Origin of the sequence: Asticcacaulis sp. SL142 (assembly GCF_026625745.1) — a bacterium.
Taxonomy (GTDB): domain Bacteria; phylum Pseudomonadota; class Alphaproteobacteria; order Caulobacterales; family Caulobacteraceae; genus Asticcacaulis.
In genome coordinates this window covers 311405-333067 of record NZ_CP113061.1, presented here as the reverse complement: position 1 = coordinate 333067, position 21663 = coordinate 311405, and the positions used below count along the sequence as shown (strand labels likewise).

The 21663-nt window shown below is 55.8% G+C and carries 21 protein-coding genes; 5 read left to right on the top strand and 16 right to left on the bottom strand.

Annotated elements, in window-relative coordinates:
• Positions 1–1230: an efflux RND transporter periplasmic adaptor subunit gene (locus OVA03_RS01470; RefSeq protein WP_267526460.1), complete on the bottom strand. Its 1230-nt coding sequence runs from the start codon at positions 1228–1230 to the stop codon at positions 1–3.
• Positions 1231–1467: 237 nt separating this feature from the next.
• On the opposite strand from OVA03_RS01470, the gene OVA03_RS01465 reads away from it, so the two are divergent.
• The gene (locus OVA03_RS01465) at positions 1468–2094 is read left to right on the top strand and encodes a TetR/AcrR family transcriptional regulator (protein ID WP_267526459.1); all 627 of its coding nucleotides are present in this window, start codon (positions 1468–1470) and stop codon (positions 2092–2094) included.
• Here the strand turns inward: OVA03_RS01465 and OVA03_RS01460 are convergent.
• The 12 genes from OVA03_RS01460 to flbT all read right to left on the bottom strand — a co-directional run bounded on the left by OVA03_RS01460 (position 2091) and on the right by flbT (position 13626).
• Positions 2091–3158: a glycosyltransferase family 2 protein gene (locus tag OVA03_RS01460; protein WP_267526458.1), complete on the bottom strand. Its 1068-nt coding sequence runs from the start codon at positions 3156–3158 to the stop codon at positions 2091–2093. The two genes, OVA03_RS01465 and OVA03_RS01460, sit on opposite strands and share 4 nt — an antisense overlap.
• 3 nt (positions 3159–3161) lie before the next feature.
• Positions 3162–3917 carry a polysaccharide deacetylase family protein gene (locus OVA03_RS01455; protein ID WP_267526457.1) on the bottom strand — a complete coding sequence of 252 codons (756 nt, stop codon included), beginning with the start codon at positions 3915–3917 and terminating at the stop codon, positions 3162–3164.
• Positions 3918–4077: 160 nt separating this feature from the next.
• Positions 4078–4596 carry a single-stranded DNA-binding protein gene (gene ssb, locus OVA03_RS01450; RefSeq protein ID WP_267526456.1) on the bottom strand — a complete coding sequence of 173 codons (519 nt, stop codon included), beginning with the start codon at positions 4594–4596 and terminating at the stop codon, positions 4078–4080.
• Between the two features lie 150 nt (positions 4597–4746).
• On the bottom strand, positions 4747–5199 hold the full coding sequence (locus OVA03_RS01445) for a hypothetical protein (RefSeq protein WP_267526455.1): 453 nt from the start codon (positions 5197–5199) through the stop codon (positions 4747–4749).
• Between the two features lie 16 nt (positions 5200–5215).
• Positions 5216–5878 carry a hypothetical protein gene (locus tag OVA03_RS01440; RefSeq protein ID WP_267526454.1) on the bottom strand — a complete coding sequence of 221 codons (663 nt, stop codon included), beginning with the start codon at positions 5876–5878 and terminating at the stop codon, positions 5216–5218.
• 150 nt (positions 5879–6028) lie between these two features.
• Entirely contained in the window at positions 6029–8935 is a 2907-nt protein-coding gene (locus OVA03_RS01435) for a transcriptional regulator (RefSeq protein ID WP_267526453.1), read from the bottom strand.
• A 154-nt stretch (positions 8936–9089) separates the two neighbouring features.
• Complete coding sequence (locus tag OVA03_RS01430; RefSeq protein ID WP_267526452.1) at positions 9090–9926, bottom strand: flagellin; 837 nt, start codon at positions 9924–9926, stop codon at positions 9090–9092.
• Between the two features lie 199 nt (positions 9927–10125).
• Positions 10126–10473: a flagellar protein FlaG gene (locus OVA03_RS01425; RefSeq protein WP_267526451.1), complete on the bottom strand. Its 348-nt coding sequence runs from the start codon at positions 10471–10473 to the stop codon at positions 10126–10128.
• Between the two features lie 134 nt (positions 10474–10607).
• A complete protein-coding gene (locus OVA03_RS01420) occupies positions 10608–11438 on the bottom strand; it encodes a flagellin (RefSeq protein ID WP_267526450.1) in 831 nt (276 codons plus the stop codon).
• Positions 11439–11722: 284 nt separating this feature from the next.
• Complete coding sequence (locus tag OVA03_RS01415; RefSeq protein WP_267527752.1) at positions 11723–12556, bottom strand: flagellin; 834 nt, start codon at positions 12554–12556, stop codon at positions 11723–11725.
• A gap of 250 nt (positions 12557–12806) precedes the next feature.
• Positions 12807–13226, bottom strand: coding sequence for a flagellar biosynthesis regulator FlaF (flaF, locus tag OVA03_RS01410; RefSeq protein WP_267526449.1), 420 nt, complete (start codon positions 13224–13226; stop codon positions 12807–12809).
• 4 nt (positions 13227–13230) lie between these two features.
• On the bottom strand, positions 13231–13626 hold the full coding sequence (gene flbT / locus OVA03_RS01405) for a flagellar biosynthesis repressor FlbT (RefSeq protein WP_267526448.1): 396 nt from the start codon (positions 13624–13626) through the stop codon (positions 13231–13233).
• A 389-nt stretch (positions 13627–14015) separates the two neighbouring features.
• Here flbT and OVA03_RS01400 point away from each other — a divergent pair, with 389 nt between their 5' ends.
• Both OVA03_RS01400 and OVA03_RS01395 read left to right on the top strand, forming a co-directional pair.
• Positions 14016–15860 (top strand): tetratricopeptide repeat protein, encoded by a 1845-nt coding sequence (locus OVA03_RS01400; protein ID WP_267526447.1) that lies wholly within the window; start codon positions 14016–14018, stop codon positions 15858–15860.
• Positions 15857–17494 (top strand): tetratricopeptide repeat protein, encoded by a 1638-nt coding sequence (locus tag OVA03_RS01395; RefSeq protein WP_267526446.1) that lies wholly within the window; start codon positions 15857–15859, stop codon positions 17492–17494. The genes OVA03_RS01400 and OVA03_RS01395 overlap by 4 nt, the downstream gene beginning before the upstream one ends.
• Here the strand turns inward: OVA03_RS01395 and OVA03_RS01390 are convergent.
• A complete protein-coding gene (locus tag OVA03_RS01390; RefSeq protein ID WP_267526445.1) occupies positions 17472–18305 on the bottom strand; it encodes a universal stress protein in 834 nt (277 codons plus the stop codon). The genes OVA03_RS01395 and OVA03_RS01390 overlap by 23 nt on opposite strands.
• A gap of 126 nt (positions 18306–18431) precedes the next feature.
• Between OVA03_RS01390 and OVA03_RS01385 the strand changes: the two genes are divergently transcribed.
• Positions 18432–19049, top strand: a complete 618-nt coding sequence (locus OVA03_RS01385; protein WP_267526444.1) for an HD family hydrolase — start codon at positions 18432–18434, stop codon at positions 19047–19049.
• Between the two features lie 13 nt (positions 19050–19062).
• Positions 19063–20028: an NUDIX hydrolase gene (locus OVA03_RS01380; protein WP_267526443.1), complete on the top strand. Its 966-nt coding sequence runs from the start codon at positions 19063–19065 to the stop codon at positions 20026–20028.
• On the opposite strand, the gene OVA03_RS01375 is transcribed toward OVA03_RS01380, so the two are convergent.
• Positions 20005–20745: a hypothetical protein gene (locus tag OVA03_RS01375; protein ID WP_267526442.1), complete on the bottom strand. Its 741-nt coding sequence runs from the start codon at positions 20743–20745 to the stop codon at positions 20005–20007. The genes OVA03_RS01380 and OVA03_RS01375 overlap by 24 nt on opposite strands.
• A gap of 110 nt (positions 20746–20855) precedes the next feature.
• Positions 20856–21536 (bottom strand): hypothetical protein, encoded by a 681-nt coding sequence (locus OVA03_RS01370; RefSeq protein ID WP_267526441.1) that lies wholly within the window; start codon positions 21534–21536, stop codon positions 20856–20858.
• Positions 21537–21663 lie beyond the last annotated feature (127 nt).

The following is a 21663-nucleotide window of genomic DNA, read 5'->3' as shown; positions in this document are numbered from 1 at the left end:
CTATTGCTTGGCCGGAGCGGCAGCGGCATTAGTCGCCGGGGCTTTGGCTGCCGAAGCGGGTGCATCGGATTCCGTAGCCCCCACCACGACCGGTTTGACCGGCGCATCACCACGCACCTTCATCAGGCCGTCAACCACCACGCGGTCATTGGATTGCAGACCGCTGGTGACGACCCACTTGTCGCCCATCATCTGAGCGATCTGAACCGGACGCGGCTCAATCTTATTGTCTTTACCGACAACCATGACCGAGGCATTACCCTTCGGGTCACGCTGCACGGCGGCTTGCGGCACCAGAATGCCCTGCCCCACCACACCCTTGGTCAGGCGAGCACGCACATACATCCCCGGCAGAAGCGTACCGTTGGGGTTATTGAAAATGGCGCGCAGGTTAACGGACCCGGTTTCCGGATCGACCGTCACATCGGAAAATTCCAGCCGACCCTTTTGCGGATAGACACTGCCGTCTTCGAGGATAAGCTCGACATCGGCACTGCCTGACGCCCCCAGCGATCCGTCTGCCACAGCTTTTTGCAGACTGAGCAGTTCCGCCGTCGTCTGATTAATATCGACGTAAATTTTATCGGTCGCCTGAATGGTCGCCAGCGGGGTCGCCTGCGATGCCGTCACCAGCGCACCTGAGGTCACGCTCGACTTACCGATACGGCCGGAGATTGGCGCCAAAACCTTTGTGTAGCCCAGATTGATGCGCGCATTATCCACAGCCGCCTTTTGAGCCGCGACATTGGCCTCGGCCTGTTGCAAAGCGGCCTGAGCGTCGTCATTGGCCTGCTGAGAGACCGCGTTAATCTTGACCAGTTCGGTATAGCGTCCGGCCAGAAGCCTGGCCGAAGTCAGGCTGGCATTGGCCTGGGCGAGCCCTGCGGCCGCACTGTTATAGGCTGCCTGATAGGTAGCCGGATCGATCTGATACAGCGACTGACCGGCGCTGACGACCGAGCCTTCTTCAAACAGACGCGACTTGACGATACCACCAACCTGCGGGCGTACTTCCGAGACCAGAAAGGCCGAGGTGCGACCGGATAATTCCGTAGTCAGGGTGACGGGTTCGCTCTGGACGACAACGATACCGACCTCAGTCGGACCGCCTGCCCCCATGCCTTGCGCTGCGTTCTTATTGCCACAGGCGACGAGTAGCACACCCGCGGCCCCGACGATCAGCGCAGTACGACCGGTTTGGCCCAAAAGGGTGCGTATATAAACGCGCATGAAAAACTCCATATCTAAAAATATCTGGCGCAAATTCCACAAGTGGAAATGAGCCCCACCTTTTGGATGACGCAGGCCAAAATATTGAGAATGAACGATCATTCTCATTTTGACTGGATTTATGCTGTCGTGTGTACTAAAGTCAAGTCTACAATAGCTTACAAACGTGTAATTTTGTACAAACACAAAACTAAGCGTACACTACCGTATCCTTATCAGAGGTAAATTCACGTAAAAATGAACACGTCAGTGTCACCTAAGACCGCTTCCAAACCCCGTCAGAACCGGGAAGCCCGTCAGCAACACATACTGGATGCGACCGCGCGTTGCGTGCGTCAGTCGGGTTTTCATGGTGCCAGTATGGCCAGTATCGCTCAGGAAGCCGGCATGAGCGTCGGCGTCATCTATCGCTACTTTGCCAACAAAGAAGCGATCATAGAGGCTATTGTCGCCAACGATCTGGCGGAAATGCGTGAAAAATTCGCTGAATTTGATAACGTCGCCGATAAAGACCTGATTGACCGTCTGGTCGATATCATCCCGATGGCGATCGAACATAAGTATAATAGTGAAAAAACTGCCCTCGCCCTTGAGGTGCTGGCTGAAGCGGCGCGCAACCCCAATGTCGCCGCGATCATAAAGAAATCAGAGGCTCAGGAACGGGAGTTGGTTCTGCCTCTGTTACGGCGTATCTACGGCGACGATATCGATGCCTCAACCCTTCTGACCCGTAACGAAGTGATCGTCATGATATTTGATGGCATGCTGGTCCGCAGCGTCTGCGCCCCGGATATAGATCGTGACCAAATGATCAAATGGCTGCGCAAGGTCGTGCGCTATGCTTTTGAGATGAAAGACGCCTAAAGCCCTACCAGATTTTGCAGCCCACCCGTACCCAGCGACAAGCAGGTCGGCATGGCCAGCGAAATAGGCACGCTCACCATCCGAATCAGGCGGCTAAAGGGCCGCCGCAGGGCCTCCGTGACCATTCCGATGTTAAACGCCAGGCGCAGGTCAATTTCCCGTCGCACCGGCAGTAGTGGCGAGGTCAGCATCAGCGGCAGCGATTTCATACCCGCCGTGATAGCCGACCTGGTCAATTTACCCGGTTGCGTCACGGTCATGATGCGCGCCGTTGAAATCCCTTCCCAGTAGGACCTCCGACGGGCCCAACTCCGGTCAAGGCGATCAGGTTCGATGTCATGCCATACCCGGATGCGGTCAGAATGCCATATCCGCCAGCCGCGCGCTTCTAACTGGATCAGCAACAAAACCTCTTCGCCGCTCAGCAAGCTGCGGCCATCCCGCCCAAGGCCGCGATTGAATCCGCCGACTTGCTCCAGTGCACAGACGCGCACCAGCGAATGTCCGATCCCGAATTGCGGGCGCTGTGTCTGGTCGAATTCCCCCTCGGCCATAATCTCACCCAGAAAGGCGCGCCAACGCGGCCCAATACGGCCCATGTCCGGCGCCAGTTCATATGCCGGGATCACCACGCCCCCGCAGGCCGCGCAGTCTTCGGGCAGACGTCGGATCAGCGTCACGGCTTCATCCAGCCAGTCTTCTGATGGGACTTCATCGTCATCGATAAAGCCAATCCATTCGGCACGGGCATGTGTCACGCCGGTGTTGCGCGCCAGGGAGACCCCTTTTTCTTCAACCCGGATGAGTCGAACGTCCGCAAACTCCGCCACGATATCGATCAGCGCCTGGCTATGATCATCGCGACTTGCGCTATCAATCACCAGAATTTCGGCCGCATGGGCTTTTAACTGCGGTGTCAGGGCTTTGAGCAGCCTTGCCGTGAGGGCAGAGCGGTTATGGGTGCAGATAATGATGCTTAAATCCGGGCATACCGTCGCAAACGGCGGCTTCGGACCTTTGACTTCGCGGGCTTTATCAGCCTGCGGTATTTTGGCATGTTTCACATGCTACTCCATGTAGACCGTTCTGACGTAACGGTTGACAAGCTTCTGCCTGACTGGAAGCATTTCCGTTACCGCCACACCTTTTGCCTGTGCGGTCAGCAAGATCCGTTCCAAAAGAAGGGAAGCGACGTCCCCGACATAGCGCGCGGGCACTCCGATCGGGTCTTCGTGCATAAGGATGGTTGATCCTAAGAATGCCGGATCAGCGAAGGCGGCATCGACCGCCGCGTCGCATTTACGCCCGACCTCATCAAGCGTTTCGCACCCATCAGCGAGGGCAAAATCCTTGAAATCATAACGCCAGTGGCCAATCTGGCAGCCCGGATGCCAGGTCTTCAGCAGACGGTGCATGTCAGGCGATCGATGCCCCGAACCATAGGGCAGACGCACGATATAATCCTGCGGCGTAGGCCGGGCCTTCGCCAGAATCGCTTCGGTGCGCTTTAATTCATTGAGGGCGGCTTGCGATGGCATCCGGTCAAGCCGCACATGGGAATAGCCGTGGGCATAGATCGCATTGCCACTATCCACGATCGCCTGTACCAATTCGGGATATTGCTCGGCCCGTTCTCCCGACAGGAAAAACGTCGCCCTGGTGTCATAGGTTTTCAGCAGTTCAAGCACCTTAAGCGTGGTGCGCGGCGACGGGCCGTCATCAAGGCTTAAGGCAATACGCGACGGCCCTGTTGGTGCCTTATGCACAATCGGCAGCCATGCCCCATTTGACACGCCAAACTGCTGCCTCAGATAGCCGAACATATTACCTGCGCTCCTGCGATGAACCTTAACCGGCTCGCTTTAAGGGCGCACTCTAGCGGATAACCGTTAAATCGCCGTAAGACGACACGGTTAAGAAACGTAAAAAGCCACGTTAAATCAATAACGTGGCCTTAAGATTTCACATGGCTTCATCAAAGCTTTAGAACGGAATTTCGTCATCCAGATCAAAGTTTTGGGCCGGGCCGGAGCCTTGCTGACGCGGGCCGGAACTGGCCGGGGCCCCGCCGCCGTAGCCGCCGTCATCACCATAGCCGCCCTGATCGTAGCCGCCGCCCGATGACTGGCTGCTTTGCCCGCCGCCATCGCCGCGCCCGCCCAGAAGGGTCAGTTCACCGCGGAATTTTTGCAACACGACTTCGGTGGAGTATTTTTCAACGCCCTGCTGATCCGTCCATTTACGGGTTTGCAGCGAGCCCTCAAGGTAAACGGTCGAGCCCTTACGCAGGTATTGCTCGGCAATCTTGGCCAGATTGTCATTAAAGATCACCACGCGGTGCCATTCAGTCTTTTCCTTACGCTCACCCGACATCTTGTCGCGCCAGCTTTCCGAGGTGGCGACCGTCAGATTGGCAACCCGGTCACCGGAATTGAGCGTGCGGATTTCCGGGTCTTTGCCCAGATTCCCGACCAGAATAACCTTATTAACACTGCCCGCCATCACGAATACCTTTCTGTCACAGGCCCCGCGACCAAAGCGCTCAGGGGCCGGAGGGTTCGCCCCTCTGATTCCAAGCCCCGACACTATGATGAAGCCGCCCGCCCGCCAAGCGCAGAGTTTGCACCATTAACACTTAATTAAAGCGGCCAACTACTGCGGCAAGTTAGCCGGTTCGCGGATCGGCCCTGAGGGCTGGGGCGACGGGGCTTCTACGATTGATCCCGGCACGACCAGACGGTCTTCGCTGGGGTGCTTGACCAGCAAGGTCATGCGCCGCCCATCGAGTGCCTGCGAGAACTTCACGTAGCGCGCATCCACAAACAGAAAATTGCCCTGATAAGCCCCGTAGACAATCTTGCGGCTGACGCCTTGCTTCAGGAATTCCAGACGCAGCTTGTAAAGCTGTGCCGCGCAATATTCGATCGACGGCTGATTTCGGGCCACGACATTGTATTTGATGTCACCCGATTCCGGAAAGCCAACCTGATAGCAAATGCCTTTATCAAGGGGCGCTTTGACACCGGGCTTTTCACATGACGCCAAGCCTATGGTCGCCGCCAGCATCAGGCTAAGACCGGCAATCCGTTTCATCCCATTTGACATATTATTCACCTGATTTCTATTTCACCAGCGGGACGCTGCAGCCCTTGCCCTGATCAACAAACGTGCGGAAATTCTTGTTATCGTTAGAGATTTCAACGCGCCCAGGTACAAGACGCAGGCTCTGATCACCCCAACGCCCATAGGATGCAGATCCCGGACGCTCGCAGCGGCCATCATACAACAACTGCACGCAGGTGCCGAGGCTCAAACCTTCGGACAGCCGACGCCATTCGCCCCCCGCATAGCGCAGACAGGCCGTAACCGGCCCACCCGCCTGATCCAGATTTTCCGGCATGACCTCACCACCGGTAGCATCAGGTGTAACAGGTGTCGCCACAACCGGCTCGGCCGGCGGCGGGGCCAGAGAGGCCGTGGGGGCCGCAGACAATTCACCGCTTTCGTCAACACCGACATCCAGCGCCTGAGCGGCCACACCGTTTTTCTGAGCACATTCGGCCAGCGTAAAGGTGCCGACATATTCGCCGCTAACGAAGCAGCGCAGGGTGCGTGATGAATTAATGGCGGGCGCTTCGGCGATGTCCAGTTGCAGTCCCGGCGGCGCGTCATTCATACGCTCCCCGTCCTTTTGACCGGACGACATCGCAAAGGCCAGCACTATGCCGACCAGAAGCGCTGCCCCCGCACCAATGCCCAGATAAATCATCTGCTGTTTCTGCATGCGACCTGTTTCCCCCACCTTCAAGGCCTTTTCGCGGCCAAAGGTTAAGCTACACCAATAATTATGGCGCACACTAAAGCGCAATCGCCAAGCTGTGAAGCGTTTTTAGGTTAATGCGGTTATGTGAAATTTATGCCGCTTGCGGGCAGCTTATCCGCCGCCGAGACGGTTCAGCGCGTCCTGATAATTGGCCAGTTGCTTGGTCAGGTAGGCCGGAACCGTGCCGCCGGTCTTGCCTTTTTTATCGGCCTCTTCGGACGAATCGCCATAGCGCAGGTAACGATAGGCGCTGCGGACGTTTTTCATCGCGTCTTCCAGCACTTTTTTGACGGCATCAATAGTGTCTTCGTCAGAGATATTAAGATTGCTGTCGAGGTTAAGACCGAACATCTTCACGTCCTTACCCGACGACTTGCTGGCCTCGGACGATGACTGGGTGGCAGCCTTGGTCACCAGACCTTCGCTCAGGCCCAGACTGTCGAGCGCATCCTTACCATCGGCCCCGCGTATGATTTCGACCTCAGCATTGCCGTATTTGGGCGTGATGGTCAGGACAGATTCAGGCTTGCCCGTCACCTTGGCAACCTTGACATCCATCTTATAACCCGCGGCGCGATTGATCTTGGTCGCCAGAGTTTCCAGCGTGTCCTTGGCCTCGATCACGATTTTTTTCTTGGTGCCCGTCTTTGGGTCGCGGACATAAAACTCATCGCCGGGACGGGCTGTGGTGTTGGCCACCAGACTGGACGAATCTTTGTACTGCAAGGTCCCGGTCGGCAAACCCAGCTTATCGAGCACGCTTGATGAGTTCTTGGAAATAGCAATCGCGTTGGGATTAACCTCACCGTTTTTGCCGGTATAGCGGGTCTGCCATTCGACCTCGCCCGTTTCGACATCCACACGCGACAGCACAGCATCTTTTTCGCCGATTTTAGTGGTGCCATCAACCGCGCCCTTGGTCTGGAAGGCAATCCAGGCCTTACCATCGCTGAAGGTCACTTTCGCGTTCGCTTCGCTTTCGGTAGAACCGTAGAATGACACCGCATCGGCTGACGTATTCGTCAGGTCTTTATCGACAGATAAGGCAAAGGCATCCTGGCCGCCGGTATAGGCATGACCTGCGCTCACCCCATCCATGAGCTTTGTGTTCGCCCCCGTCGCCGTCGCACTCTGGTTGGCGCTGCCGCCCACATAGACCTTGCCGTCATAAACCGACACTGAACTGATCGAGCCGCCGCCCAGATTACCAAGATTACGCATCTCAGACAAAACCGGCTTACCCGACGTCAGATCATAGGACCTCAAGACGGCATTACCGTTTTCGTTAGCCGCCACATAAAGCGTATTGCCATCAACCGTCATGGCGTTGGCTGCGTCGGTGGCGCTGGTGCCGAACTGGGTCGTTGACTGATAGCCACCGGTGGCCGAAAACTTCATGACGTAGGCATCCCAGCCCCCGGCGCTGGTGACGCCCTGAGCAGAGGCTGCGGCATCAGTCGCCCCGCTCATCGTGCCCTGAGCACGCCCGCCGACATAGACCGAACCGTCCGTACCAAAGGACACCGACAGGGCTTCGTCCATCCCGATTGAGCCGCGGCGCTGGGTCCACAACTCATCACCCGCGGCATCAAAAACCGTGACGAAACTATCTGAAATGCTTTCGTTATAGCCCTTGGTGGTCTCATAGGTCGAGGTCGTATAGGTCTTGCCGTTGGCGCTGGTGAAGGTCTTGGTGGTTTGAACACCCAGTTCGCCGGTCACAGAACCAGCAATCGCCACCTTACCATCCGCGCTTACCGTCATGGCCAAACCTGACGCCTGATCGGCGGCCCCTAGGGTGCGGGTATAAAGCATCTTACCGGCGGAGTCGTATTTGATCAGGGCCACATCCTTGGTGCCTTTGATCTCCTGCCCATCGACATCGCCATCCACATCGGCCAGCACATAGACGGAGCCGTCCGGCCCCGATACGGTCTGGCGAACATTAGTAATGTTTTCTTCCAGTACCGCCTGCCCGGTTCGTCCTTCGGACCAGTAGGTGTCGGTCACGCCGGCTGTGGCGGTTGACGGGTTGGTGCCGGAAATATCGGCCTGAAATTTGACCAACTGGGTCGACAGATCATCCAGAGTTTCCGGCTCGTCTTCGTCATCATTATCGGTATCACCCGTGGTTTGAACCACATAGACCGAGTCCGACATCTGAGCTGCCGAAAAGTTTATCAGTTCGGTCGTCGTGCCCTGAACCTTAAGCGAATAGGTATCTAGGCCGTTATTAACCTTTACTTCCTTTTCACCAACCTTGATGGTTTCGGCCTTGGCCGGCGTGCGCTCGACCGCAAAACGGGTTGTGGCACCGACCTCTTTGAGTTTGGAATTGATGAAATTGACGACATTGCCCATCGAGCGGGTCGTCGTGCCCATATCTGACAAGTCGATCTCAACATTTTTAGGGGTATAAAGCCCCGCACTTGGCGGACTGATGGCAATGTTGAACTTCACATCGCCTTCAAACGCCTTGACCGATGCGGTGGGCGAGCCCTTATGGATATCCTTAGCCACATAGTTCGTATCGGTGCGCGCCACGCCGGTCGTGCTTTTCAGCTTTTCCGTAAGCGCGCCCTGCACCAGACTAACGTGGTCGAGTTCAGCATCCGACACATAGTCCTGAATTTCAGACATGCCGCTGGTAAACAGGCGCTGTAAGGTGCGCATGACGGTCGAGGTCGTGGTATTTTCCTGCGCCTTATTGGCGATCCCCATCAGGGTGTTCAGCCCCTGATACAGGGTAAACAGCTTTTTATAGTCCTGCGAGGCCCCGGCCAGATCAAGCGAGACATTGCCTTCCTTGATGAATTTGGAGCCAGCCATGACCTTGCGCACCAGTTCATCTGAACTGGCCGCACCGGATTTGGTTTCCCACGGCGCGCTTGGGGCCTTGGTGGTACCGGTCGGAGAATTTGTCGCGGTTGATGTGGTCGTTGACGAAGACACACCGCTATTAACGCCAGCTTTGGCGTTATAGTAGCTTTGCAGAAAGCTGGCATCCAGTCCGATCACGAGATCTCAATCCTTGAGTCACAATTACGAATTTCGAGGATGCCCGAACAAAGCTTAAGATTCGTAAACTTTTGGGCGTTTCCTTTACAAATAAGCAAAATAAAACCGGCCAAAGCATGTTTGGCCGGTATAAAATTACAGATCACTAGGCTGATTAACCGCCCTGGAACAGACTTAAGATAACCTGCGGTCCGGAGTTGGCAATTGACAGAGCCTGCGTCCCCAACTGCTGCTGAACCTGCAAGGCCTGAAGCTTGGCGCTTTCCTTGGCCATGTCCGCATCGACAAGATTACCAATACCCGAATTCAGCGAATCGGTCAGCTTGGACACGAAACTCAGATGACCATCGATTTGCTTGGATTGCGACCCCAGCGCGCCTAGGGCAGCGTTAACATTCTGAATCGAGGCATCAAGCCGCACCAGCATCCCAGATGCAATGGTGGCACTCATGATGGTAGAGCCGGATGTTAAGGTAATCGTTGAACCACCAAGCGACAGATCGCGCGTCGACAGCGTAATATTTGAGGTCGCATCCGCATCGGCAATGAACTGAATACCGTTCGGCAGACTGCCGTCCAATATATTGGCACCATCGAAATTAGCGCTGGTGGTCGTCTGCTTGATCTGATTGAGCAAGGCGCGGAAATCCGAGTTCAACGCATTGCGCGACGCCGTATCAATCGACGGGTCCATGGCCGAAACGACTTTTTCGCGTAACTCAACCAGCAAATCCGAAACCGTTTCGCCCGCCGCCAGAGACACATCTGAAATCGATGCCGCCCGGTTAAGGCTGGACGTTACCGCTGCCAGCGAACTGACGTCTGCGCGCTGCCCTTGGGCGATAGCGTAGACTGAGGCATTATCTTTGGCGCTGTTGACATTTAAGCCGGTCGAAATCCGGTTCTGAACCCCGTTGAGATTACTCGTCGTGTTGTTCAGATTCTGCAACGCGATCATGGCAGACTTATTCGTATGCACACTGACCGTCATGACCTAACCTCCATAATTCTGCGCCCCGTGATCCAATAGCTGAACCCTAATCTGCCGTTATTTTCGGCAAAGGGAATCGGCGCGACTCACAGTCTTAATAATTATGGTAAGCAAAAGGTTAATATTAACCAACGACTTTATCCGCACGCAAACCTGCGTACGGCGAATATTACTCAATTTACATACTTAAGATAGTCTCTTAAATATCTGTTTTTATGACAGAACCGGCGCGATAGCTCGCGTCATTTTTCATGTCCAATAATTCTTTACGCGGCAACTGGCTGACGACCTGACCGGTGAGACGATTTATGGCTTTATAGATAAAATCGCCGGTATCGGGGTCGATATCGATCACGAGCTTCAATTGATAGGCCAAGGGCTTGGCCATGGAATCGCTCTTGGAGTCCTTTGAAGCGCCTTTATTATCCGCAGCATTCTTACCGGCACTGGCCAGAACAGTCTGCGGCATTTCCCTGGCTACATCAGGAACAGCTTTGACGGGAGTTACGTCTGAAACCTGAGGTACGCCTGATACATTGTTGATCATCTCCTGCTACGCTTCACCTTGGGAGGTCCGAAAACGACGGAACTGAGTGAAACGCCCTCTGTTGGATTTGGACCGCACGCGGCGATCAAATGAGAGAGGAAGGCGGGATTTCAGGCCCCGCCTCCCCTTCCGGATTAACGGAACAAGCTCAAAACAGTCGAGGTCGACTGGTTGGCGATCGAGAGCGCCTGAATGCCGAGCTGCTGCTTGGTTTGCAGAGCTTGCAGTTTAGCACTTTCCTTAGCCATGTCGGCATCGACAAGGTTACCAATACCGGCTTCCATGGCATCCTGAAGCTTCGATACGAAGCCTGCATGGTTTTCAAGAGCCTTGGAGGATGTACCCAGCTTTGACAGAGAGGTTGATACGTTTTTGATGGACGTATCAATCGTGGCCAGCAAGTTGCTAGCCGACGTGGCCGTTGCGAAGGTCGCATTGGTCGCCAACGTGATGACAGAACCGCCCAGAGACATGTTCTGGCCAGCGACCGTCAGCGTGCTCGTACCGCTGGCATTGGCCAGGGCCTTGATGTTGGCATCCGAGCCGTCAATCAGGTTGATCCCGTTGAAAGTGGCGTTGGTGAGGGTTTTTTTGATCTGATCGCGGATAGACGCAAAGTCTTCCTTCAGAGCGTTACGGCTGGTTGTGTCAAGGCCGGTGTCCGAAGCCGCCAGAGCCTTTTCCTTGAGCTGAGTGAGCATGTCGGAAACCGACTCACCGGCAGCCATGGACACGTCAACGACCGACTGGCCGCGTGACAGGGACTCAGATACCGCGTTCAGCGCACTGACTTCCGAACGCTGGCTTTGCGCGATAGCAAAGATAGCGCCGTTGTCCTTAGCCGAACCCACTTTCAGGCCCGTATTAATACGCTCCTGAGTGGTAGACAGCATAGCATTGGTTTTATTGAGGTTTTGCAGAGCAATCGCTGCACCGACGTTCGTGTTTACGCTATTGAGCGCCATGATTCTATTCCTTCTAATAGATGTAACCAGCGACATTTTGTCTGCTGGCGGCATTTTGCCTGAGCCGAAGGATGCAAAGGCCGCGCCAGAGAACGCGAAGGAAGAAAATTTACGCAACCATATGAAATATAAGCGTTATAGCTTTGTTAATTATAGATTTTTGTCGGCAATTTTTGCCGATTAAGCCCGGCAAATAGGCAATATCTGCCCATGGCGGCAAAATATGCCACCTGAAAAAGGCTGCCGGAGGAGGCGGTAAAGCCACCCCGCTCCGGCCAATGCGATTAGCCCTGGAACAGGCTTAGGATCGTCTGCGGCGCCTGATTGGCAATAGAAAGAGCCTGAATACCCAACTGCTGCTTGGTTTGCAGCGCGGTGAGCTTGGCGCTTTCCTTGGCCATGTCAGCATCCACGAGGTTTCCGATACCCGCTTCCATGGAATCGACAAGTTTTGAAACGAACGTAGAATGAGCCTCCAGAGACTTTGACGACGTCCCTAAACGCGAGAGCGCCAGGGAAACGTTCTTAACGGAGCTATCCAGGGTGGACAGCAAACCACTCGCCGACGTTGCCGTCGAGAAGGTCGCATTCGACGCCAGAGACAGAATAGTTCCCCCAAGGGAAAGATCCTGCGCCGCCACCGTCATCTTGTTCACCCCATCCGCCGAAGCCAACGCATTAATACCGTCAGCGCCCGCCTCGATCAGATTGATGCCGTTAAAGACCGCATTCGAAATCGTCTTCTTGATCTGATCGCGTAACGACTGAAAATCTTCCTTCAGGGCGTCACGACTGACCGTATCAAGACCGGTATCCGAAGCTGATAGAGCTAACTCCTTCATTTGAGTAAGGATATCCGAAATCCCCTCACCCGCCGCCATAGCCACATCGACTGCGGACATGGCCCGGTTAAGCGAGTCTGAAACCGCTCCGAGCGCTGCGACGTCGGCGCGCTGACTTTGAGCAATCGCATAGACCGCACCATTGTCCTTCGCGCTGGCGACCTTCAGGCCGGTATTAATGCGGTTCTGGGCTTCAGAAAGATCCTTGTTCGTTTTGTTCAGGTTCTGGAGCGCGATCATTGCGCCCACGTTGGTATTGACCGATACGTTTGCCATCGGGTGTTCCTTTCCATTCTGGTCGGGGATTTTGCGCGGCGATTTTGCCGAAAAGCCATTTTGGCTTGGGTAAGACATAGCAATGCCGATGCCAGCGCATGACGCTGCCGTTAATTATTTATTCTATTGAATTTTATGGATATTTTTAAATTGAAAACGGCGAGAATCATATAACTCCCGCCGTTCAAATTTTAATGCCTAGGCAAAATCATCCTAAAGGCAATATTAACCTCGCAGGAGACCGGCTAAATCAGCCTAGGGAGCCGCGTACACGGTTGGCAAAGGTTGCATCGGCGGGATTAACCGCCGCTCCCGCCTGAACTTGCGGCATCAAACCCTGCATAATGATACGGTTGACCTCAATCAGAGGGGCGATGTCTTCTTTATTGCGCATGACCAGCGACGTGTGCTTCGACACCCAGATCGACAAAGAAATTATTTGGGCCCGCAAGGCTTCGGGCAGGCCATTAGTCGGTGACGCACAGTCCATACCGAATACCGACCACATACGCCGGTTCCAGTCGAGGGCATGGATGCGCACCTGAAAATTAGACGTATCGGCAGCCTCGGCTTCCAAAAGCGCGCGCGTTACCTGACCAAACAGCCGGTATTCGGTTTGACGAGGATCTTCCGCGCGTGCGGCCGTTCTCTGATACGCCTGAAGTGACATATATTTACTCTTTTGCCCTTAAAAGTGCATCCTCAAAGTCGACCAGCTTACGGCAGCCCATCAGGGCCTTGTAATACTCGCGCGCCATAATGCTTTTGGAAATCGCCACACATTCCGCCAGTACCGGCGCCTGAGAGACAACCCCCATGAATTCGGTCATGCGGCGCAGAAACTCATCATAATAACGATCAGCACCCGCCTCATCGAGGTACATCATCATGACCGGGAAATAGATGTGACGGGCCGGAGACGTAGCCTCATGCTCCTGCATGATGTCCTTTTCACGCAAAACCGAGGCTTTATTTTGCAGGATCAGCGAACAGCGGCGATCCCCGTTTTGCACGACGGCGCCATTTAAAACGAACTTCTCTCCGGGCTTCAGAGACAGTTTCAAAGGCATGAAAGGCTTTCCTTAAATCTGGTTTGACGCAATATTTATTGTGAAAAACCCCAAAATTTATCTTGGCACTTTTTCACATATTGCTCTGAAGCCGGTGCGAATCTTTTCAGATTCTACCCCCGACCGGGTTAATATCAGGTTCACGCTGTCCCAAAATCGTAATTTAAAGACGGGCTTAAGGCGAATCCCTGTAACCACACTGCCATGACAAACCCCGCGGAGCTAGTATCGTGAATTCGAAGTTCGCCTGATTTCGATATCCAGGTGCTACAGCGAACTTAGAATTCAGAACGATACTAGGTTTATTAATTTCTAGTGTCCTGTTGAATCTGAAATTCGCTTGAGGTTGATATAGGCATGAGGCGAATTTCAGATTCAGGACACTAGTCATGGTTAAGCGCAGCTTTGAGCAAAACCCGCCATCACAGCCAAATCCACTGGCGGCAAGTGGTATAGCTGATGAAGTGCCTGCGTTTGTTCCGGCGTTCGATATGCGCCCGTCATCAACCCTTCTGGGCGATGCCAGTTCGCGCACCGCTCTGGCGCGGCTTGATGTCGCCGCCGATCATGCCCGTCTGAAGCAAACCCTGACGCTGCTCAAGGCCGCCTTGACCGCCCTGAAACAGAGCGATTGGAAACGCGGCGCGGAACTGGCGATTGAAGCGCTGGAGGTCGATGAAAAAAGCGGCGAAGCCTGGCACATCTTAGCCATATCGCGCGAAAAATCCGGCGATCTGGCCGGAGCGTTCGCCTGTTACGAAGCCGCCCTTAAGCTGATGCCTGATAATGTGCCGGTCACCAATGATCTGGGCCGGCTGGCGGTGCGGATGGAATATCCGGATATCGCTGAGAAATTTTTTAACTTCGTGCTTCGGATAGAGCCCGATAATACCGAAGCCGCCAACAATCTGGCGACAGCCCTGCGCGAAGCCAGCCGTTATGAGGACGCCATCGAGGTCTTACGGGCCGCCATTGGCCTCAACCCGAAGGACCCGCAACTGTGGAATGCGCTGGGCACGGTCGTCAACACTCAGGGCGATGTCGATACCTCGATCATCTTCTATCAGGAAGCGTTGAAGTTCGACCCCAATCACGTCCACGCCCTCTATAATCTGGGTAATTCGCTCAGCCTTCTGGGCCATTACGATGAGGCGCTGGACTATCTGATGCGCGCCTTGCCGCTGTTTGATGACCCGCTTAATCTCTACACCTGTCGGCTGTCGATTGCCTTCGTTAATGCGGTGCTCAATAATTTCGATGCGGCCTGGGATTATTATGACGGTCGCATCAAGGAAGGCACGGCGGAAAAGATTATCTTTCTGATCGACCGGCCTAAATGGACACCTGATACCGATGTGGCGGGTAAGCACGTCTTTGTCTCCGCCGAACAGGGGCTTGGGGATGAGGTGTTGTTTGCCTCGCTCCTGACCGATCTGATCCGCGATATCGGCCCGGACGGAAAACTGACCATTGCGGTTGAGCCGCGCCTAGTCAGCCTGTTTGCGCGATCATTCCCCAAGGCCAACGTCATTAAACATCACACCACCAAGCATCAAGGCCGGGTGGTGCGCCTGTTCCCTGACCTTACTGACACGGGCAGCATTGATTGCTGGACCATTATGGGGGATCTGCTGAAACGCTACCGCCGGTCACTGAGTGATTTTCCCAAGGCCAATATTTTCCTGACCCCAGATCCGGAGCGGCTCGCCTTCTGGCGCGCTGAACTGGATAAGCTGGGACCTGAGCCCAAGGCGGGCATACTATGGAAATCATTGATCAAACACTCCCGCCGTGATCGCTACTACTCGCCGTTTGAGACTTGGAAAGAGGTCATCGCTACTGAAGGCGTCTACTTTGTCAATCTGCAGTACGGCGATGTGACCGCCGAACTGGCGGAGGCTGAAGCGGCGGGCTTACGCATCTGGAACCCGCCCGGCATCGACCTGAAGCAGGATCTGGATGATCTGTGTGCCCTGTGTTGTGCGCTCGATACCGTCATGGGGCCGTCCAACGCCACCAGCAATATCGCCGCGGCCGCCGGGGCGACGATCTGGATGTCGATACCGTTCCGCAGCGCCTGGCTGTGTCTGGGCACCGACTATTATCCGTTCTATCCCACCGCCCGCGTGTTTGCCCCGGCCGTGCTGAATAACTGGGGAGACGCGCTCGGCCAGATGAAACAGGCTCTGATCAATGATCTGATCCCAGCCAAGGCACATGTTCAACCCGCATGAGCCCGGACGCCTTAACCGCCAGCATCGCCACCGGAGATTGGGCCAAGGCCGAGGCTCTGGCGCGGGTGCATCTGTCGCTTAAACCCAATGATACCGATGTTTGGCGCTATCTGGCGCTGGCACTGGAGCGGCAAAATCGCCTGCCCGAAGCTTTTGATACCTATCAGGCTTTGCTGGCGCGCCTGCCGTCACCCCCGCCGTCAGATGTTGTTCATGATCTGGCACGACTGGCCTTTAGGCTGGACCAGATGGACATGGCTGAAAAGCTGTACCGCTTTGTGGTGCTGGCCGAGCCGGATAATGTGATAGCCATCGCCGGTCTGGCCGCAAGCCAGCGCCAGCAGATGAAATATGACGCCGCTATCGACGGGCTGAAAGCCGCACTAAGTACCCACCCCGAAGACAGCGAACTGTGGAATGTGCTGGGCACCGTGGTCAACGCCAAGAACGATCCGCATACCGCCCTGACCTTTTTCGATGAGGCCCTGCGCCTTGATCCGTACAACCTTCAGGCCCGCTTTCACCGCGGCATTGCTTATGCTGAATTGGGTGAGTTCGATCCTGCCCTTGCCGATTTGTTTGCCTGTATCGACGGTTTTTCCGATCCGTCCAATATCGCCAGCGTCCGCTTGACGACGGCTCAGATTGCCCTGTGCGCCGGGAAAACCGACATCGCCTGGCCACTGTATGAAGCCCGCCACAAAACCGGCACGGCGATGGAAGTGCATTACCCGTTCAAGGCCTCACGCTGGCAACCCGGCCAAGCTTTGGCGGGAAAGCGTCTGTTTGTGTCGGCAGAACAGGGCCTGGGTGATGAAATCCTGTTCGGCACGTTTTTGCCGGATGTCATCCGCGATCTGGGTAATGAAAGCCGCTTAAGCCTTGGGGTCGAACCTCGTCTGGTCAGCCTGTTTGCGCGCTCATTCCCCAAAGCCCATGTCTATGCCCACCGCACCCGGCGCGAAGATGGCCGCATCATCCGCCATTTTGACGGCTTCGATGAAGCGCAAACGCCGGTCGATCACTGGGCACTGATGGCCGATTTTTGCGCTACTTATCGTCCGACACCTGCTGATTTTCCGGCACACAACGCCTATCTTAAGCCCGATCCGGCACGCGTCGAGCACTGGCGGGCATGGCTGGACAGTCTGGATAACCGCCCCAAGGTCGGCATTTTGTGGAAAAGCTTAAAAACCGATATCATCCGTGAACGCTATTACTCGCCGTTCGATGACTGGGAAATCCTTCTGCAGCGAGAAGATATTACCGTCATCAACCTGCAATATGGCGATGCCCGCGCGGAACTTGACGCTGCTGCCGCCCGCGGGTTTCAGATCATCACGCCGCCCGGCATCGACCTTAAGGACGATCTGGATGATTTGTGCGCGCTGACCTGTGCGCTTGACCTGACCTTGGGACCGGCTAATGCTACAACCAATATCGCTGCGGCGGCGGGGGCACGGACATGGATAATAACCTCACCGAATAACTGGGTTCAGATGGGGCAGGGCCATTATCCGTGGTATCCGGCGGCCACGGCCTTTATGCCGCGCGACCTGACCTCATGGGATGAGGTCATGGCCCGCGTCGATCAGGCTCTAAGCCAACTGATTAATGCGCCATATAGAGATTAAGCGTCGTATTCTGCAACAGGGCGCGGGTCGTGCCGCCAAAAGCAAATTCGCGTAAGCGTGAATGACCAAACGCCCCCGCCACCAAGTAGCTGGCCCCAAAGCGCGTATAGGCGTCAACCAAGGCGCCCACCACATCGCCGCCCTTAGGCAGAACTTCGACTTCAGCGGTTATACCATGCGCCGCATAATAATTGGCCAGACGGTTCAGATCGACCGGCCGATCGCCAATTGGCGCCCCGATAACCACGACCTTTCGGGCCTGTTTCAGCAACGGCACCGCCCGACGCGCGGCCCGCGACGAAGGCTCCTTGCCGTCCCAGGCGACGATAGCCGTCCCTTTAAGATCCAGCGCCTGACGGGCGATGAATACGCCGGTGCGCTCTTCCATCAGCACCTGCGTAAAGGCTTCGGCCAGCAGCCCCTGACCTTTGGCGCTGTCGGCCCCGAAGACCATCAGATCGGACAGGCGCGTCTCGCAGGCCAAGTCCTGCCACACCGGTGATTTCAGGGCATAAAACGACTTAGCGACATAGTCGAGAGCGGAAAATTGCGCCCGCGCCACAGCTTCTGAGTCTTCGGCGATGGATTTCAAGCTTTCCATAGCCGATACCTGCACCGTCCCCATAAACCCTTCGCCCAACCACGGCGCCAGTTCCGCCGGATCGGGCGGCGCAAACAGGGCATTTAGCTGCGCATCAAAGGATTTCGCGATCTCAAGCCCCACCTCAAGCGGTAAACGCTCCGCCTCAGCCCCCGACAACAATACGCTGATGCGGGCCCAGCCTGAGTGACCTGTGTTGGCATTTGTCATAGCAAACTCCTTTTATGTGCACAGTTTCAACTTTATGCTCCGATTATAAACCTTTAGCCCTAAAAAGGCGATGCGACAGTTTCACCCCATGATCCGTTTTCCCCGAACACGTCTCTACTCCTTGACATGACCAAAGCCCGTAAAACCGCCACGAAATTACCGCCCCGTGCCTGGCAGCGCATGTTGTCCGGCCGCAGGCTCGACCTGCTCGATCCGGCGGCGATTGACATCGAAATCGAAGATATCGCGCTGGGCCTTGCGCGCGTGGCCCGCTGGAACGGCCAGACCCTGGGCGATCATGGCTTCAGCGTGGCTCAGCATAGTCTGATTGTCGAAGATATTTGCGCCCATATTGTCCCGGATCTTGAGGCCAAATGGCGGCTGATGGCCCTGCTGCACGACGCGCCCGAATATGTTATCGGCGATATGATTTCACCGTTCAAAGCGGCCCTTGGTTTTGACTATCGCCGGTTTGAAGACCATCTGGAACAGGCCATACATATCCGCTTCGGCTTGCCCGCCCTAATGCCCAAAGAGATCAAGGTCCTGATCAAGCAGGCCGATCACGCCTGCGCCTATTTCGAGGCCACGCAACTGGTCGGATTCTCACCCGATGAGGCGCGAACCTTTTTCGGTCATCCGCCGGAGGGTTATGCGTTGAGCTTAAATGCGTGGGACTGCCTGACCGCCAAGACCCGCTTCATTGACAGGTTCAACCAGCTTAGTGCTATGCTGAACGCCTGACCGGAGGTTTTCAGTGTCCCTCGTCATCGAACTGTCCGCCGTTGTCGTCACCATCCGGGATCATCAGGCGTTTGTCCTGTGTCTGCCCTATGACGGCCTGCGTCAGGATGGGCCGCAACTGGCCCTGCCGTCAGGGCCGTTCCTGCCCCATAACCATCGCACCTTTGATCTGGCACTGCGGGCCTTTGTGACGGAACAGACCGGCTTCACCATCGGCTATGTCGAGCAGCTCTATACGTTCGGTGATGATGGCCGCTATGGCCCGATTATTACTGAAGGTCATGCCGTTGCCGATCAGCAGGCCGAGCGGATTATATCGCTTGGTTATCTGGCCCTGACGCCGGATCAGACCTTTCACACCGGTCTGAAAACCGAGTGGGTGGCGTTTAGCGAACTCTTTCCGTGGGAAGACTGGCGTGAGGGCCAACCCGCCTGCCTTAAACAGCTTAAACCGCTGCTGGATCAGTGGGCAAATACGGTCGCAGGCCCGGAACAGGCCGTGCGTCAGATGCGCGTCCAGACGCTGTTTCCCGAAGATTTCGATCACTGGAATGAAGAGCGTGTCCTTGATCGCTATGAACTTTTGTACGACGCCGGTCTGATCCCCGAAGCCCACCGCCATCAGGGCAAGGCACCTGATCCGCGCACCGGCGGTCATGAAATGATGTCGGATCATCGCCGTATCATTGCCACAGGCCTTTCCAGACTTCGCGGCAAGATCAAATATCGCCCGGTGATTTTTGAATTGATGCCGGCGCGGTTTACCCTGCTGGAGTTGCAGCGGGCGCTGGAGGCTATCACCGGCCTGAACCTGCATAAGCAAAACTTCCGACGCGCATTGGATCGCACCGGCTTTGTCACGCCGCTGGGGGTCTATAAGGATGACACCGGCGGACGACCGGCTGAGCTTTATAGTTATAACCGCGATCAGTTCCGCTTTAGTCCGTCGCAGGGCTTAAGTTTGCCTACCTTGCGTTAAGCCTGTTTCGCCAGTCGCGATTGCCTGCAAACGGGCGGCTTGCGCCATCCAGTTTTCACGGGCGATACGGTCGCCATTGTCGATCCGGTGGGCCAGCCAGGCGACATTTTCCGGTGTCCAGCTTGCAACCTGCCAGAAATGGTAAATCCCCAAAACATTCAGGGTCTTTTCCAGCGCCGGACTGATGCCGGAAATGATATGCAGGTCATCAGGCATCCCCTGCGAGGTCGATAACCGCATGGGCTCTAGGCCGGTGCCCGCCTGAACCACCGCCGCGGCCACACTGTCCGGCGTCATGACCGCTAAGGTCGATATGGGTGTCGATTCGGCGGTTGCTAATCTGGCCCGATCGCTGCGGTCTTCATAAGCGATTTCGGTCTCTACAGCCACTTCGGGTACGCTGGTGGGCGATACTATTGGCGTAGACACCTGTTCTTCAAATACTTGCGCGGCAGATGGGGTTTCAAACAGCGCAACTACGGGTGCCGCGGCTCTGAGCGGTTCGGCCACTGGTTCCGCGGCAATCTGCGGCTCAGTTTCGGCTTTCGCGGGCGTTTCCCACGCCCAGTTATGGGCGTCAAACGGTTGGGCGACCGGCTGAGGTGTTGACGCTTTTTTCGCCGCCTTGTCCAAGCCGGCCACGAGCCAGCCAATGGCGCCCCCCAGCGCAAACCCGATAAGGCATAACACCGCCGCCTGTAACATCATGACCTGCATCACATCCCCCTACCTGGCTTTACGGGCCAGAAACCCGGTCAGGAAGCCAATCATCACCGCCCCCACTATAAACCAGCGTAACTCTGAAATCAGATAAAGCATCCCGCCCCCTATGAATTGCCCGGTGACGATATATCGTCGCCGTGGTAGTCGGTTTTGGTTACCTTGCCCTTGTTCTCACTGGGCGGCAAATCCTGCATATAGGCTGGCACAGCAGGCTTTTTCGGTGCCGGGCCATAGGTATCCGTGGCCACATCCGCTGCCGACACAGCCCTGTGTGCCGGATGAGGCGCATCCTGTGTCACCACTGTTGCGACCCGCCCTAGCGCCGCCGGTAAGGCCTCAGTCGTCACCTCAGCCGCCGCTTCATCCGTCGCGGTCATAACCGCAGGGGCATGTTCACGCGCTGATACCGGCGTCAGGGTCACCCGCGTCACCGGCCCGAATATCGGCCCGCCCTGCCCTTTCAGGCTGACGCGCTGCGGCCCAAGCTCAGGCAGATTAATGTCGGCATAGTTGGCGGGCAAACCGTTATCGAGGCTCATCACCACGGATTTAGCATCACGCAGTCTTTGGCGGCCATCGGGCGGTGTCGCCCCGTCTTTAAGTTTAAGGGTTACGGCCTGACCGTCAACCACGGCCTCGATATCGTCGATACCTTCGGCTTTCAGCGCCGTATCAACCTGCGTCCGGATACCGGTCTCAATCGTGATCAGCCGCTCACGCACGCCAAAAGCGCCCATGATACTCATGGCGATCAGCCCAAGCCCCCAGACCTTAAGTGATGACATATAACCCCCGTATTATGTCCGCGCGTCGTTAACCCTAATGATGTAGGGCCAAACCTGTGACAAGACAACCGACCTTTGCGGCAGGGATGTGTAATTTTCCAGACTTTACCCCAGTAGCGCGAACGTC

Excerpts from the sequence above, each read along its gene's own strand:
- flaF (WP_267526449.1), bottom strand. The coding sequence starts at position 13,226 with ATGTCACTTCAGGCGTATCAGAGAACGGCCGCACGCGCGGAAGATCCT.
- OVA03_RS01445 (WP_267526455.1), bottom strand. The coding sequence starts at position 5,199 with ATGTCAAATGGGATGAAACGGATTGCCGGTCTTAGCCTGATGCTGGCG.
- OVA03_RS01430 (WP_267526452.1), bottom strand. The coding sequence starts at position 9,926 with ATGACGGTCAGTGTGCATACGAATAAGTCTGCCATGATCGCGTTGCAG.
- OVA03_RS01375 (WP_267526442.1), bottom strand. The coding sequence starts at position 20,745 with ATGCAGGTCATGATGTTACAGGCGGCGGTGTTATGCCTTATCGGGTTT.
- OVA03_RS01465 (WP_267526459.1), top strand. The coding sequence starts at position 1,468 with ATGAACACGTCAGTGTCACCTAAGACCGCTTCCAAACCCCGTCAGAAC.
- OVA03_RS01370 (WP_267526441.1), bottom strand. The coding sequence starts at position 21,536 with ATGTCATCACTTAAGGTCTGGGGGCTTGGGCTGATCGCCATGAGTATC.
- OVA03_RS01395 (WP_267526446.1), top strand. The coding sequence starts at position 15,857 with ATGAGCCCGGACGCCTTAACCGCCAGCATCGCCACCGGAGATTGGGCC.
- ssb (WP_267526456.1), bottom strand. The coding sequence starts at position 4,596 with ATGGCGGGCAGTGTTAATAAGGTTATTCTGGTCGGGAATCTGGGCAAA.
- OVA03_RS01420 (WP_267526450.1), bottom strand. The coding sequence starts at position 11,438 with ATGGCGCTCAATAGCGTAAACACGAACGTCGGTGCAGCGATTGCTCTG.
- OVA03_RS01415 (WP_267527752.1), bottom strand. The coding sequence starts at position 12,556 with ATGGCAAACGTATCGGTCAATACCAACGTGGGCGCAATGATCGCGCTC.
- OVA03_RS01425 (WP_267526451.1), bottom strand. The coding sequence starts at position 10,473 with ATGATCAACAATGTATCAGGCGTACCTCAGGTTTCAGACGTAACTCCC.
- OVA03_RS01455 (WP_267526457.1), bottom strand. The coding sequence starts at position 3,917 with ATGTTCGGCTATCTGAGGCAGCAGTTTGGCGTGTCAAATGGGGCATGG.
- OVA03_RS01385 (WP_267526444.1), top strand. The coding sequence starts at position 18,432 with ATGACCAAAGCCCGTAAAACCGCCACGAAATTACCGCCCCGTGCCTGG.
- flbT (WP_267526448.1), bottom strand. The coding sequence starts at position 13,626 with ATGCCTTTGAAACTGTCTCTGAAGCCCGGAGAGAAGTTCGTTTTAAAT.
- OVA03_RS01390 (WP_267526445.1), bottom strand. The coding sequence starts at position 18,305 with ATGACAAATGCCAACACAGGTCACTCAGGCTGGGCCCGCATCAGCGTA.
- OVA03_RS01440 (WP_267526454.1), bottom strand. The coding sequence starts at position 5,878 with ATGCAGAAACAGCAGATGATTTATCTGGGCATTGGTGCGGGGGCAGCG.
- OVA03_RS01400 (WP_267526447.1), top strand. The coding sequence starts at position 14,016 with ATGGTTAAGCGCAGCTTTGAGCAAAACCCGCCATCACAGCCAAATCCA.
- OVA03_RS01470 (WP_267526460.1), bottom strand. The coding sequence starts at position 1,230 with ATGCGCGTTTATATACGCACCCTTTTGGGCCAAACCGGTCGTACTGCG.